The organism is Thermostichus sp. OS-CIW-31, assembly GCF_054060305.1.
The window spans coordinates 12,189-26,201 of sequence record NZ_JBSSDA010000003.1 but is presented as its reverse complement, the minus strand read 5'-3'; the positions used below and the strand labels follow the sequence as shown (position 1 = coordinate 26,201).

12 protein-coding genes and 1 tRNA gene are annotated in these 14,013 nt (G+C 57.7%); 9 read left to right on the top strand and 4 right to left on the bottom strand.

The genetic code is table 11. The annotated features are described in order from the left end of the window. Window positions 1–89: 89 nt before the first annotated feature. Both ACVWY9_RS02695 and ACVWY9_RS02690 read right to left on the bottom strand, forming a co-directional pair. Complete coding sequence (locus ACVWY9_RS02695; protein ID WP_414351532.1) at window positions 90–449, bottom strand: hypothetical protein; 360 nt, start codon at window positions 447–449, stop codon at window positions 90–92. A gap of 336 nt (window positions 450–785) precedes the next feature. After that, window positions 786–1,043: a helix-turn-helix domain-containing protein gene (locus tag ACVWY9_RS02690; protein ID WP_414413157.1), complete on the bottom strand. Its 258-nt coding sequence runs from the start codon at window positions 1,041–1,043 to the stop codon at window positions 786–788. Between the two features lie 335 nt (window positions 1,044–1,378). Between ACVWY9_RS02690 and ACVWY9_RS02685 the strand changes: the two genes are divergently transcribed. From ACVWY9_RS02685 to ACVWY9_RS02670, 4 genes are all read left to right on the top strand, one after another. Beyond that, a complete protein-coding gene (locus tag ACVWY9_RS02685) occupies window positions 1,379–2,488 on the top strand; it encodes an RpoD/SigA family RNA polymerase sigma factor (protein ID WP_457387427.1) in 1,110 nt (369 codons plus the stop codon). A gap of 676 nt (window positions 2,489–3,164) precedes the next feature. Then, window positions 3,165–4,097: a COX15/CtaA family protein gene (locus ACVWY9_RS02680; protein WP_414329307.1), complete on the top strand. Its 933-nt coding sequence runs from the start codon at window positions 3,165–3,167 to the stop codon at window positions 4,095–4,097. A 53-nt stretch (window positions 4,098–4,150) separates the two neighbouring features. Beyond that, window positions 4,151–5,143 (top strand): heme o synthase, encoded by a 993-nt coding sequence (locus ACVWY9_RS02675; RefSeq protein ID WP_457387516.1) that lies wholly within the window; start codon window positions 4,151–4,153, stop codon window positions 5,141–5,143. Window positions 5,144–5,290: 147 nt separating this feature from the next. Next, window positions 5,291–5,569 carry a hypothetical protein gene (locus ACVWY9_RS02670; protein ID WP_414343242.1) on the top strand — a complete coding sequence of 93 codons (279 nt, stop codon included), beginning with the start codon at window positions 5,291–5,293 and terminating at the stop codon, window positions 5,567–5,569. 461 nt (window positions 5,570–6,030) lie between these two features. Here ACVWY9_RS02670 and ACVWY9_RS02665 read toward each other — a convergent pair. Then, window positions 6,031–6,103 (bottom strand) — tRNA-Ala (locus ACVWY9_RS02665). Window positions 6,104–6,356: 253 nt separating this feature from the next. On the opposite strand from ACVWY9_RS02665, the gene sppA reads away from it, so the two are divergent. From sppA to pheA, 4 genes are all read left to right on the top strand, one after another. Further along, the gene (gene sppA / locus ACVWY9_RS02660) at window positions 6,357–7,394 is read left to right on the top strand and encodes a signal peptide peptidase SppA (protein WP_457387426.1); all 1,038 of its coding nucleotides are present in this window, start codon (window positions 6,357–6,359) and stop codon (window positions 7,392–7,394) included. Between the two features lie 44 nt (window positions 7,395–7,438). Beyond that, window positions 7,439–8,713 carry an alanine racemase gene (gene alr, locus ACVWY9_RS02655; protein WP_457387425.1) on the top strand — a complete coding sequence of 425 codons (1,275 nt, stop codon included), beginning with the start codon at window positions 7,439–7,441 and terminating at the stop codon, window positions 8,711–8,713. A gap of 184 nt (window positions 8,714–8,897) precedes the next feature. Further along, on the top strand, window positions 8,898–9,266 hold the full coding sequence (locus ACVWY9_RS02650) for a late competence development ComFB family protein (protein ID WP_457387424.1): 369 nt from the start codon (window positions 8,898–8,900) through the stop codon (window positions 9,264–9,266). Between the two features lie 13 nt (window positions 9,267–9,279). Further along, complete coding sequence (gene pheA, locus ACVWY9_RS02645) at window positions 9,280–10,266, top strand: prephenate dehydratase (protein ID WP_457387515.1); 987 nt, start codon at window positions 9,280–9,282, stop codon at window positions 10,264–10,266. 256 nt (window positions 10,267–10,522) lie between these two features. Here the strand turns inward: pheA and ACVWY9_RS02640 are convergent, their stop codons facing one another. Beyond that, a complete protein-coding gene (locus ACVWY9_RS02640; protein ID WP_457387423.1) occupies window positions 10,523–11,380 on the bottom strand; it encodes a sulfite exporter TauE/SafE family protein in 858 nt (285 codons plus the stop codon). 231 nt (window positions 11,381–11,611) lie between these two features. Between ACVWY9_RS02640 and ACVWY9_RS02635 the strand changes: the two genes are divergently transcribed. After that, entirely contained in the window at window positions 11,612–13,441 is a 1,830-nt protein-coding gene (locus ACVWY9_RS02635) for a transglutaminase domain-containing protein (RefSeq protein ID WP_457387422.1), read from the top strand. The last annotated feature ends 572 nt before the right edge of the window (window positions 13,442–14,013 follow it).

Below are 14,013 nucleotides of genomic sequence, written 5' to 3'. Positions count from 1 at the left end.
TCCCCCACCTGGAGACCGGGAACTCTTGGCTCAACAAGCCCACTTGCCAGGGTTCGGCTGCCCAAACTCTGCTGGAGGTAGTCCTTTTCTCAAGCCCGACGGCGTTCTTGTTCTTCCTGCTGCTGCCATTGCTTGAGCAGCTCTTTTGCCGCCTGCGGGGTAAAGTAGTCCAGCTCCATCAGCTTACGGTAGGTCAGAATTTGTCGCATCTCCAGGGGCATATCTGCTTTTTGGTAGAAGTAGCGAATGCGATTGATGTTTTGCTCCATTTCTGTAAACTCTTGCTCCCGCTTGATCTGCCTTTCCTGCTTGAGCACTTCATGGGGAGCGGACAGGCGGCTGTAGTTGGGGATCCGTTGCGTGCCTGTGGTTTTGCTGGCAGCAGGCAGACGGTGGCCTCCGGTTTGTCGGCTGTTGGCCTTGTTGGAATTGAAGAAGAAAGAGAGCATCGGCAAACCTCACACAAACAGATAGACGGCCAGATAGACGGCGGCAGCTTAACGCCAAGTCAACAATATCAAGTTTAGGTGAAGAAGCCTGTGATCCAGATCCTTCTTGGAAAAACCCGTACTTCCGGCGCGGCGCTGTATCTCTCTGCTTTTCCCACCCCCGCGGATGGTCAAGGAAAAGCTGGGGTTTGGCCTCAAGCCAATCTATTCATGAGTCCAGCCTACCGTGTTTACACGGAAAATGACTGAGATCACGTCCGAGAGTACAAGGTATTTAAGTATCTTCACGTCCTTTTGTTCGGGATCTCTGTATCGGATGTACTTTCCCGCAGGCCGCTACAGGTGGGATTCATCTCCGCTCAGCAGCCAAGTGACCGATACCCCCAACGCCTTGGCAAAGGCCACCAGTTCTTTGTCAATGACGCGCCGTTTTCCCTTTTCCACCTGGCCAATTTTGACGTAGTCCAACTGCACACCGTACTTGGCCAAGCGACCCGCCAGTTGATCTTGGGTGAGTTGCAGCTTCTCCCGTACCCAGCGCACCCGTTCCCCAATCAAGTTGGCCGATGGATGGTACCGGTTGTTAGCCTCCATAGGAGCAGAAAGCTTTAAATATAAATATTCTTTATATTCTTTTCCAGACTGAGCAAGTCGAGGGTTCCCCACATGGTAGCCTGAGCTGGCAAGGTTCCCTTTTCCTGGGATCCCACCCGGCAGCCGTTGAGCTGACTGGCTCAGGAACAATCTTACCTCAAGGTCTAGATCGAAAATCGCTTACCGCTTTTTGGCGAGCGACCCCTTGCCTGCAAAGACTTGGCGGACGGGACCCCTGCTGTTCCCGCATCTAAACGGAAAAATCTCCGGACAAAAAAGAGGGGCATGATCGATTTTCGCTCGCAGCAGCAGTAGAAACCTTTTTAGACTGGGAGATGAAGTTCTCTCCTCACCTGGCCGTGGTTTTTTCTCGTCCTCATCCTGAACACTCTGCCTCTTCGCCTCAGGAGTTTGACGATCTCTGGTTCGACCCCGAGTCTGCCCCTCAAGACGACCTCGCAGAAGTTGACTCAGAGCCAGGGGCCGGCGGATCCCGGTTGAATGAAGACGCTGTCGATCACTACCTGAATACCATCGGTCGCGTGCCCCGCATCGATCACGCTGAGGAAATCGAGCTGTCGCGCAAAATTCAGCAAAAGCTCCTCATCGATCAAGCCCGGCAGGAATGGCGGCAACAGCGGGGGGAGGATCCCAGTGACGAGGCTTTGGCCGAGGCCCTGCAGATTTCCGTATCCACCCTACGCTCCCGCATCCGACAAGGGGAGCAGGCTCAGCGCAAGCTGGTCAACGCCAACCTGCGCCTGGTGGTCAGTGTTGCCAAAAAATACCTCAATCGGGGGGTGCCCTTTTTGGATCTGATCCAAGAGGGCAATATCGGGTTAATTCGGGCCACCGAAAAATTCAATGCCGAACGGGGGTTTCGCTTCAGCACCTACGCCCATTGGTGGATTCGCCAAGGCATTACCCGCTGCATTGCCAACCAAGCGCGGACGATTCGCCTGCCGGTACACATGGTCGACAAAGTACGCCTGCTCAAGCGCACCAACCGCGAGCTGATGAAGCTGCAGGGGAGGCGGCCCACCGAAGCGGAGCTGGCAGAAGCCTTGGGCATTAGAGTCAAGAAACTGCGCATGATCCAACAGGCTGCTGCTTTGCCCCTGTCGCTGGATGTGCCGGTCGGCCAGGAAGGAGAAAGCCGCCTTGGAGATTTGCTGCAAGATGAGCGGCAAGAGCAGCCCTTTCAAGGGATCCTCGTGCAATCGATGCAGCAGGATGTGCGTTCTGCCATGCAAACCCTGAAGCCGATTGAGAGGCAAGTGCTGGAGTTGCGCTATGGGTTAGACGGGCAACAGGCAAGAACCCTGCGGGAGGTGGGGGATCACTTCAACCTAACGCGGGAACGGATTCGTCAGATCGAGCGGGATGCCCTGCGCAAGTTGCGGGTGGGATATTCTTCGCGGGCTTTGGCCCAGTACATTCGCTAGTGGCTACAGGCCTGGCAGACCGATTTCCGGGCCAGCTTCTGCCCAGGGATAGCCTTTTTTCAATCTTCTTGGGTTGAACACCATAGCCCCTTGCAGCGGCGATGATAAGGATCCCTTATCCCCTGAGCCTATTGGGGCTGATGACCCCCCGGCTACCTCATCTTCACGACCAGAGCCAGTGGGAAGGACTTTGGCAGCTAACCTCTTTGGTCGTTGAGGAGTTGGCTGATCGGTTTCCTCTGGCGCTCAGGCATTGTAGTCATTCCAAACGAGATTGAGACACTCCCGCTGCCGCCCAAACGCTTCGCGCCGCTGCCGCGACCCCTCTCCCAGGGGGAAAAGGATTGGTCTGCTGGCTTGACTTCCCAGAGGTGCCTAGGATTCGGAACACCTGTGCGCCGAGAAAGAAATTCTTAAAAAGCCTTCGCCAGCCACAAAACCGCATTTAGGATTGGCTTCGAGGAATAGTCAGCGAGTAACCTGCGTCTTTGTTTCCAGATGGCCCGATACCAAGCCGGCTAGGCTTTTTCAGCCCAGCCTCTTTTTCAGTGCAGATGCTCGAGCCGTCAGCCCAGTCTTTGCTATGCCTTCAACTGCAATGGATTCTTCGATCTTTCATCAATCCCAACCTTCTTCCCAGCGGAATCCTGTGCTCTCAGACAAGCTTTCCCTGCGTATGGGACAAGCCCTACTGGGGTTAGCATTGGCCACTTGGCTGCTGATGGGGTTAGGCAGTGCCACCCGCGTCATGAATGCTGGGCTGTCCTGTCCAGATTGGCCCCTTTGCTACGGGGCAATTGTGCCCAGCCAGCAGATGAACCTACAGGTCTTTTTGGAATGGTTTCACCGCATGGTGGCTTCTGGGGTAGGCTTGGCTACGCTGGTTCTGATGGGGTTTGCTTGGCTGAAGCGTCAGGCATTGCCCACTTGGCTGCCCTGGGGTTTGAGCTGGGCTTTTGTTCTGGTCTTGATGCAAGGGATCCTGGGTGGGCTGACGGTCACGGAGCTGCTGCGCTTTGATATTGTGACGGCCCACTTGGGCACGGGCCTGCTGTTTTTTGCCACTTTGCTCACTCTGGGATTACTGATCTGGACAAGAGCCGGTTCTAAGGACTCCATCCTGCCGCTGCGACTGGGTGAAGGGCCATTTTCCGTCGGCTACTTGCCTTGGCTGGGCTTGGGGGCGGTGCTGCTGGTGTATGTCCAGAGCCTTCTGGGCGCCTTGGTGGCCTCCCAATGGGCTTTGCATCAATGCTTTGCTGCCGGCGAGCTGTGCTGGGTGATGAATAGCCACTTGCTGGGGGTTGCTCCGGCCACCCTTGGGGTGTTGGCGGTAGCGGTGGCCACCGGGCTGCGGCGCAAGCGGATCCCCCGCCTTCTCAAGTTCTTGGGCCATGGGTCTGTTGGCCTGCTGTTGGCCCAGGTGGGGATCGGTGTTTTGACCTATCATTACCGGCTGCAGGTAGAACCCCTAACGGTGGCCCATCAGATGATGGGGGCAGCTTTGCTGGCCTGTCTGCTGGGTTTTACGGTGCTGGCCTGGCGAATGCGAACCCAGGGGGAAGAAGGCCAGTGGATGGCCATGACCGCAGAAATGACCGGTGAGTGAATTTCATGCAAGATAGCGTTTTAGTCGACCGTCAGGCTTCCTACCAGAACCCGATGGGGGGGATCCCCTCTGAGCAGAGCCCATGTGCTCTGGGGTGCGAGCGCCAGGCGCTTGTCCAGGTTTTGCGCAGCTACAGCCAGTTGGTGAAGCCCAAGATCATCGCCCTCTTGCTGATGACCACGGCTGGGGCCATGTGGATGGCTGGCAACACCGACCTGTTCAGGTTTTTCATCACCCTTTTGGGGGGAGGAATGGCGGCGGCGGCAGCCAACGTCATCAACATGGTGTATGACACCGATATCGATCGGATGATGGAGCGAACCCGCCATCGTCCCCTGCCTTCCGGTCGAATCCGGGCGCGGGATGCTCTGATTTTTGCCGGGATCCTGGCTTTGGCTGCCTTTGGGTTGTTGGCTATTTTCACCAACCTGCTGGCTGCCGGTTTGGCCATGTCGGGGATCCTGGTGTATGTGGGGGTCTATACCCACTGGCTGAAGCGTTCCAGCACGCAAAATATTGTCATCGGTGGAGCGGCAGGAGCGATCCCACCTTTGGTGGGCTGGGCAGCAACCACAGGCGAGCTCAGCTGGGCCGCGTGGGTGATGTTCGCCATCATCTTTTTGTGGACTCCACCCCACTTCTGGGCTTTGGCCATTCTGAAGCGGGAAGACTATGCCCGTGCCGGGGTGCCGATGCTGCCGGTGGTAGCGGGCGAAAGACTCACTGCCGCACAGATTTTGCTCTACGCGCTGCTGATGGTTCCGGTCAGCCTGTTGCTGGTTTACCCCTTAGGGATGCTGGGATCCTTTTATCTGAGCGTCGCGGCGCTGCTGGGATCCCTCTTGGTTTGGAAGGCGGTGCAGTTGCTGCAGGATCCCTGCGACCGAGATCGGGCGGCCTCGCTCTTCACGTTTGCCAACCTGTATCTGCTGCTGTTGTGCGGGGCCATGGGTCTGGATAGGTGGTCGTTAACCCACATCCTCTGGAGCCAGGCCACTGCGTCCCTCCAAGGGATTTACACCACCCTCATAGCGCTGGCCAGCTGACTTGCGCGAATGGGGGATCCCTGGGTTGATAACCCCCGTTGGCCAGCCGGTTTTTCCTCAAAATTGCGGCCCATTCTCAGAGAGTGACACTCCATACCGTGCAGGGTAGAATGAGCTAATCATTAGCCAAGCAAGACACACCCGGCCATGACCAATGAGGAAATTGAGACGCGGTTTGTCCAGTTGGCCGAAGCTGTGACCAGGGTGGCCAATACAGTTGCCCAGGTTACCGATGCTCAGCTTGCCTTGCAGACCCTTTCAGGGCGTCTCGCCGAAGTCGTCCTGGAGTTAAGGCAGGAAGTGCGAGAATTGCGGCAGGAGCTGAGAGAATTGAGGCAGCGGCAGGCTGAATCGGATCAACGCTTTGAGGTTCTCCTTCAGGAAATCCGCTTCTTGATCCGCCGCCAGGGAGAGGGGCAAGCGTGAGTTGGGAAATCGCCTGGTGGAAGCCCCTGAGATAGGTCAGGATCCTCTCCGTGGAAAGGGTGAAAACAGCGGAGGATCCCTTGCTGCCTAAGGTTTGCTCCCAAGCAGAATACTTTCATTATTTCAAACAGCAATGAAACGGCTTGCTGCGTCGATCCCTAACTCCCCTCTCCCAGGGGGAGAGAAGCCGGAGGTGAGGGAAGGCCGCCTTACAGGAGAGGAGTTGGGGGTAGATTTTGCCGAGCCTTTGTGGACACTTAAGAAGCCCAGAAGCCTTGCTGGATAGGACTGTCTGGGCTTGGGGAGATGTTGCTGAACCGTTTCGCAACGCATAGTCACTTATCTCACCGTCAAGGTGAAACAAACAACCGCTTGCTTCCTGCTAAGGCCTCCGGCCCGCTAGCGCAAGCAGTAGAAATAGATGGTAATAGAAGCCACGACTGCTATCGGCCCTCTGGGGATGGAGCTTAGCGGACTTGAACCGCTGACCCCTTCAATGCCATTGAAGTGCTCTACCAACTGAGCTAAAGCCCCAATCACTTGGCTTCGAGCCAGAATCCCGCTCAAGGATCCTACCCTCTACTCCAGCTTACACTGGCAACCTGCAGAAGATGCCTCAGCGGTAAAAAACGCTGGAACCTGATCGTAAATAAGTGGAGGATCCTTGTCAATAGCTTGGATGGCTCAACCGAGATGAGGAGTTTGCTTGGTTCTCAGCCTTTTGGTGTCAGACGTTGCGAGAAGCCCGCGGGGTGGTAGAACGGAGTCAGTGGCAATTGAGGGGCCTGTGACACAAGAAACTCAGCTTAACCGCATTTTGGCGGCTTCTTTGCTGGTCGTCTGCCTTATTGCGGCCATTGTCGGGGGCACGCGCCCTGCCCCAGAGCCTACCCGAGGCGGGGTTGGCCTAGAGGCTGCACGGGGGGCGGAGCGCATCGAGGTGGTCACCCTGGAAGGAACGATAGGCGGCCCAGGGGGTTCGACTTTGGTAGGCCTGCCCACTTCTCCTGTGGAACAGTTGCGGGAGGCAGCACGGGATCCCTCTGTCAAGGCTGTATTGCTGCGCATCAACAGTCCCGGCGGAGCTGTGGGATCCAGCCAGGAACTCTACCGTGCCGTAACTGCTCTGCACGAGGCGGACAAGCCGGTGATCGCTATCCTAGAAAACATTGCTGCCAGTGGGGGGTACTACGTGGCCAGCGCTGCCGACAAAATCTATGCCAACCCTGGCACCCTGACCGGCAGCATAGGGGTTATCATCAGCGGCCTCAGCTTTGGTAAGTTGCTGGAGAACTACGGCATAGAGCCGCAGACCTTCAAAACCGGCGAGTACAAAGACCTTCTCTCTCCTTTCCGCAGTGCCACTCCTCAAGAGCAGCGCCTTCTGCAAAACTTGGTGGAGGATACCCTCGAGCAGTTCATTCGCGATGTGGCCCAAGGACGCCAGCACTTGCCAGAAAAGGCAGATGAGGTGCTGGAAGCAGAGATGATCGCGCGACGGCAGAGCTTGGATGAAGACCGGGTGCGACAATTGGCCGATGGACGCATCTTCACCGGGGCGCAAGCTGTGGAGGTGGGCTTGGTGGATGCTTTGGGGGGGTACACGGAGGCGGTGGAGGATCTGCGGCGCATGACCGGGGATCCCTCTTTGTCGCCGGCGGGTGAGGGAGAGGGCTTCCAACGAGTCCTGCGACGCCTGTTAAGCCAAGGACTGTCCTCGCAAAGGCAAGCCGCTTGGCTGGGCCGGCTGTTGGAGAGCAACGAGACCGTCGGGATCCCAGACGTGCCGTTGCTGTGGATGGCGCCGGAGTGGACTTTGCGCTAAACCTAAATCTAATCAGGACGGGTTTTGGGTGTGGGGGGTGAACGGTGAATCGAGAACCGGTCGCGCCGGCGGCGCAGGGCACTTTGAGAGCAGCTGCTCTGGGAGTGCAGGGCAATACTTGGAGAGAGGGATCCCAGAAGGCCAATTCCTTGGCGGAGCTGGATTGGGCCATCGACCTGGAGCTGTTGACCAGTCGGGCTTGGGTGGAAATTGACGCAGCCCAGCTGCGAGAAAACCTGCGGCTGTTGCAGAGGCGCCTAGGCTCAAACGTCGAGATCTGGGCGGTGGTGAAGGCCAATGCCTACGGGCATGGGGCGCAGTTGGTGGCTCCCGTGGCTGTTGCGGCTGGTGCCAAGGGGCTGTGTGTGGCCACCCTGGCCGAAGGGATCGAGTTGCGGCAAACGGGGCTGCAGGCTCCGATTCTGGTGTTGGGAGCTTTGAATACCTGGGCAGAACTACAGCAGGCCATGGCAGCCCGGTTGGAGGTCAGCCTCACCTGTGCAGAGCAAATCCCGCTGATGTGTCAGGTAGCCCGTTGGGCCGGGCGCCCCGTCCCGGTGCATGTCAATGTGGATACGGGTATGACCCGTTTGGGGATCCCCTGGAAGGAAGCTGCAGCCGTGTGGGGGCAGATTTGTCGGATCCCGGAGCTGGAAGGCTGTAGCTTGTTTTCCCATTTGGCGACGGCGGACGAGCCCCATTCTCCGGTCATGGAACAGCAGCACGCCCGCTTTGCCCAGGTGGTGGAACAGATCCGCCAAGCCGGGGATCCCTTACCGGCGCTGCATCTGGATAACTCAGCCGGTGCTTTAACCCATCTCCACTACTCCCGTGTGCGTTTGGGGTTGGTCCTCTATGGCCTGTCCCCTGCCCCTCACTTGCCGGTGCCAGGTCTGCAGCCAATTCTGCGGCTCAAGGCGCGGCTGTCCCACATCCAAACTGTGCCTGCTCAAACTGGCGTGAGCTATGGGCATCGCTACATCACCTCTCGCCCCAGTCGCATTGCCACTCTGGCCATCGGCTATGCGGATGGGATCCCACGGCGGCTTTCCGGCTGGCTGCGAGGATGGGTGCGCGGCGGCTTGATCCAACAGGTGGGCACAATCACGATGGATCAATGTATGTGGGATGTAACCGAGAGGCCGGATATCCAGGTGGGGGATGTGGTGGAGCTGCTGGGCCCCAATCTGGCAAATGCGGGTTTATCTGTGCAGGATTGGGCCGATCAGTTGGGTACTATTTCCTATGAGTTGCTGTGTGGGCTTTCTGCCCGTCTGCCGAGAGTGTTGGTTAATTCTCTGGGTTTTGATGATGCCTGACACGACAGATTGGATTGCCTCAAGCACGGATAGGAGCGGGCCAGAGGCTGTTCGCGTCGGCAGCAGGGGATTTGGCTTGACTTGTCAACAGAGAATAGAGCAGCATCGAAGGTAATCGAGAGCACTCCTGCTCCCTGAAAGACAGGGGCTTGGCGGCGGGTTCGGTTCCCATTGGGAGGTAGCGATGGCGGAGCAACATAAGCCTCTGAAGAGCCTGGAAAATCAAATGGAACGGGCTGTTCTGGAGATGGTCAACGACATCCTGCTGATGGAGAGTCAACAGCGCTACTGCTTCTGCGAGAAATTCTGTAACGATGCTGCCGCCCTGGCTTTGAACAACCTCAAACCTCGCTACGCCACCAGTTTTCACGGCTCTCTCCGAACTTTAGAAGCCATTCAAGCGGATCAGGAGTTGCAGAGGCTGATCCGGTTGGAGGTGGTGAAGGCCATGGACAAGGTGGCGGCCAATCCCCGTTGCCCGGAGCCTGAATGTCCTTTGCTGCTGCGCGACGCCGAGACGATAGAGTTAGAACTGGCCCCTAGCGACAATTGAAGAAATGGCTCTGATGGAGCTGCGCTCCGCTAGCGCGAACGTTTCCCCTTCGCCAGTGGCCTTCCTCGGCCCTGCTGGAACCTACACAGAGTTAGCAGCTTTGCTGGCCTGCCCTGAGCAGCCTCACCTGCACAGCCAGGGATCCCACCCCTTAGTGCCTTATCCAACGATCAGCGCCTGTCTAGAGGCGGTAGCTGCCGGCCAGCAACAATGGGCGGTGGTGCCGGTGGAAAACTCCGTAGAGGGCGGGGTTTCGATGACCTTGGATGCCCTGTGGCAACTGGAGGGGCTAGGGATCCGGCAGGCGCTGATCCTGCCCATTCGCCATGCCCTCATCGGACGTGCCTCGCGGTTGGAGCAAATTGAGCAGGTCTACTCCCACCCGCAAGCTTTGGCCCAATGTCAGGCTTGGCTGAGATCCCATCTGCCCCAGGCCACTTTGATCCCAACCCGCTCGACCACCGAAGAATTGGATCGCCTGCAGGAGCAGCCCAGCGCCGCCGTCATCGCCTCAGAACGAGCTGCCACCCTCTACCAACTGCCGGTCTTGGCCTGCCCGATCAACGATCACCCCGACAATTGCACTCGCTTTTGGGTTATTGGCCGTGCGCCGCTCTCGCGTTCCGGTCAACAGGGTGAAACCTCTGCCGATCCTGCTTCTCCGGGGGGATCCCATACTTCCTTGGCCTTCAGCCTCCCCCACAACGTGCCGGGAGCGCTGCTGAAACCTCTGCAAGTGTTTGCGGAGCGAGGCCTGAATATGTCTCGCATTGAGTCGCGCCCCACCAAAAAATCGGCAGGGACGTATGTCTTTTTTGTCGATTTGGAGAACCCTATCGGCCAACCCTATTTGGATGCCGAGGTGGTTGCGGCGCTGGAATCAATTGCTGAAACCTTGAAGCTCTTTGGCAGCTACCCTGTGCATGACCTCTGCAAACAAGGGGATCTATCCCAAGTAGCAAAAGCCCTGCCCCCTGAGGGGAAAGCGCGTCCAGCGTAGCCAAGTCTTTCAAACCGTTGAATCCATCTGAGTCATCAGGCCCGAAAGCTGGGAGCGACACCCGATAGAGTCATTTCAGGTTAGGGTGAGACGCCTGGGCTGCTGATCGCGCCAGCGGGACGGAGTCCTTGAAAAGCCTTCTGGATCAGTGCATGCAACATTTTGGGTTTGAGTTCAGTGTCCCAGTTTAAATCCAAATGACCGTAGCTTGGAACCAGGACTGCTGTCCCGAGCACTGGGGCAGACCAGGATCACTTCACAGGGCTCGGTAGCTTTGCCAAGCTTGCCAAAAAATGTAGAGAGAAAGGATGGTCAGAAAGCCCCGAAACAACAGACTGACGGTTTCATCGGGCAATTTGGGCAGGGTGCGTGTGCTAATCTGTACACCGATTAACCCCCCTGTGCCCAAGATTAAACCTGGGATCCAGAGCACATTCTGGTGGATGGTGCCGTCCCCGAACCCCAGGCCATTCCAGATCCAATCGCTGAGGCCCGCATGGCTGGCAGTGGCAGCAACTGCTGTGATCACAATGGCCCCCAGACTGGTCTGAATCGCCACTTTGATTGTCTCTTTCAGCAGCAGGATCTGCATTGGCACCAGGATCACCCCACCGCCGATGCCAAACAGCCCGGCCAACAAACCGGCAGTGCCGCCGGTCAGGGCGCGGGCTAACCAGGGAGACATCTGCCCTGAGGACTCCGTCCCGCTGAGGTGCTCGGCATCGCTGACGTCAGCCCCCAATTCTTGGGCCTGGATAACCACCTTTTTGTTGAGTTGCACCAGGTAAGTGTTGGCCAGCAGCAACACTCCAAACGCTGCCAACAGCAGATAGCTGGGAAGGCGACTGGCGATAATTGCTCCTACTTGAGCCGTAAGCAACGCTGGGATCCCCAGCAGGATCACCCGTTTCAAATCAAGCATGCCCATCCGCCAGTTTTGGATGCTGCCCGCAATCGAGGTCATAACAATGGAAAGATTGCTGGTGGCTGCAGCTTGAACCGGTGGTATCCCCAAGCTGACCTGTAAGGGCACCAGGATCACGCCACCGCCAATGCCCAGCACCCCGGCCAGGATCCCTGCCACCAGGCCGCCAATTGCCAAGGCCAACTCCATCCCCTACCACTCCCCACCGCTGCTCTATCTTGCTGGCCAAAAAGCCGCCATCATCGTAACATTCTCCAGTCCTGGCAAGACTAGCAGGGATACATCGGTCGAGAAGCCTTGGGTGTGGGGTTGAAAAGAGGCGCATCATAATAATGTTGGACAGTAAATATTGGACAGTCGTACCGCCTTGGTGCAGATCGCGCCAGCATGTCAACTTCATCCATAGGCAAGGAAGCCTTCATGGTTGCCATTCATCCGGCAAATGATCTAGGTGCTCTGAAAAATCCGGGTTCTACGGCAGAAGGATCCCAGCCTGCTTGGTGGCCTCCATCTGGGCGGCAACAGGGAACTGTGGCCCCTTTGCAACCTCTGGGGCTGGTTGCTTTGGAAGGTTTGGCCACCTGGGGAGATTGCCTACTCGGCTTGGATCGGGTGAGGGGCTATTTGGTGGAGATCCAAGAGCACAACACCCTGCTGCTCAACCCCCACCATGTCCACTCTTTCCAAGGTGCTTACGGTTTGTGGGTAGAGCCAGAGGGGGATCAAGCGTGGATTTGGCTCAGTCCGCAGCAAGAGGGGCAAATCTTGCGCATTCCCATGTCCGCTCTGCAGCAACCGGGATCCCTGGAAGCCTTTCCAGTGTGTAGGTGCCCCTACCCTATCGAAGGGATCGCCCTCTGGAGCGATCCCCACACGGGAAACCGCTACCTCTATGCCACCTGCTACAAACGGGGAAAAATCCTGCAACTGGATCCCAGCCGTGGCCTTATTGTGCAGGAGATGCCTGCCCCTGGGGTTGGCCGAGAACAGATTGCGGTGCAGGGAGACTACCTCTGGGTGAGCGATCGGGTGGAAGAGACGATCTACGTGCTGGAGCGCCAGACCGGGCGAGAACTGGCCCGTATCCTCACCCCTTCTCCTGGGCCAACAGGCTTGGCCCATTGGCGGGGGCAACTCTGGGTGGCCTATGCCCACGAAGAAGCCTACATCCACGACAACCCCAACGCTCCAGATCCCTTGTCGGTGGCCCTGCGCGATAAAACCTGGGTGGCCCCCCTACGCCTGCGGCCTTTGGATCCCCCTAGCTCCCCCGACCCCTCTGGCGGCGGTGGAACCGAGGCCGAGGATTCCCCCATTGCCTGTCCGGTAGTTTTTCAGCCCCAGTGTCTGGGGGAACGCGCCACCTACACCCTCTCCCACGGCTATCGGGTGGAGCTGACCTATGTGGAAGAAATTGCCCAAGAAGAGCCGCGCTTCCTGCCCGATTTGGTCTGGCGAATTGCCTTGCCCTGCAACAGCCTTCGCCAACGGGTGCGCAGCCTGCACTGGGTAGGTCTGCCGTTTGAAGTGGAAGAGCAATCTGGCCAACAGGTGGCGGTGTTTTCGCTGGGATCCCTGGGGGCCCATGAGGTGCGCTTGTTTGGCTGGCGGGCGGTGCTGGATCTCTACAGTATCAAGTACTGCATCGATCCACTGGATGTAGAGGCTGCCGTTTTGCCCAGGGAGCTGCGGGATCGCTACTTGGTGGACGATGACTACCTGGCCATGGACACCTCGATTGTCCGAGAGGCAGCGCGGCTGGCCGTTGGCAGCGAGACCAACTTGCTGCGCAAAATGCTCAATATCCGGGCCTATGTTTACGACAAGCTCTCCTACCGGGTCACCTCTCGCATCGATCCGCCGGATGAGGTTTTGCGGCGTGGCTCCGGTTCTTGTGGTGAATATGTGGGGGTGCTGTTGGCTTTGGCCCGCCTCAATGGAATCCCTTGCCGCACGGTGGGGCGCTACAAATGTCCTCCCCATCCAGAACTGAAAGGGATCCCGCTGTTTCCCCAGTACAACCACGTGTGGATTGAGTTTTATCTGCCCGGCTGGGGTTGGGTGCCGATGGAGTCGAACCCTGACGATCGGGGAGAGCGCCCCTACTCGCAGCGCTACTTCATGGGCTTGCCCTGGACCCATGCCGAGATCGCCAAAGGGATCCCTTTCGAGACGATCAACACCGACCAAGCCTCAATTGGGGAGCTGGCCATTAACCATGTGCAGTTTCGCATCTTAGAAGAAATTTGAAAGGCGAATAGAGTGAGAAAACGGCCCTGAGATTGGCCAACACTGCTCCGGGAGTGATTTTTGCCGAAGATAACAATGTGGCTCCTGATGTGGTGTGGGTAAGCCGCTCTCGACTGAGAACAGCGTTAGCTTATGGGGGTGTGGGGGTAGCTAAGCCCTGCACTGTACCCGTAGGGTCAGTGCCGGGATACAGATACCCCCACATGGTGTATGATGGGAGCAGTTGCACAAAACGGCTTTTGCCGGAATCTGGTGCAACTACGCGGTGGGACATCCCGTGTCTGCTCGCTGAGGGTTCTTGCGAAAGCTCCCCGATGAAGCGAGAAGCCCACGCTGTACCCGTAGGGTCAGCGATGGGAGTATGTCACGGGCGGATGGCAAACTCCACAGTGCCCCAGAATCGGCGGTAGGAGTGCTGAGCCCTGGAGCTCGCAATATTGGCCAAGATAAGCAAACTAAGCTCAAGCTTTACAGTCGGCTTGGGCTACAGGAGTATTGAGTGGTGGACTGGCAACAGCAACAAATAGAGCTGCACTCCGCGGGCGCGAATGTCGCTTTTTCTTCCCCAGCCT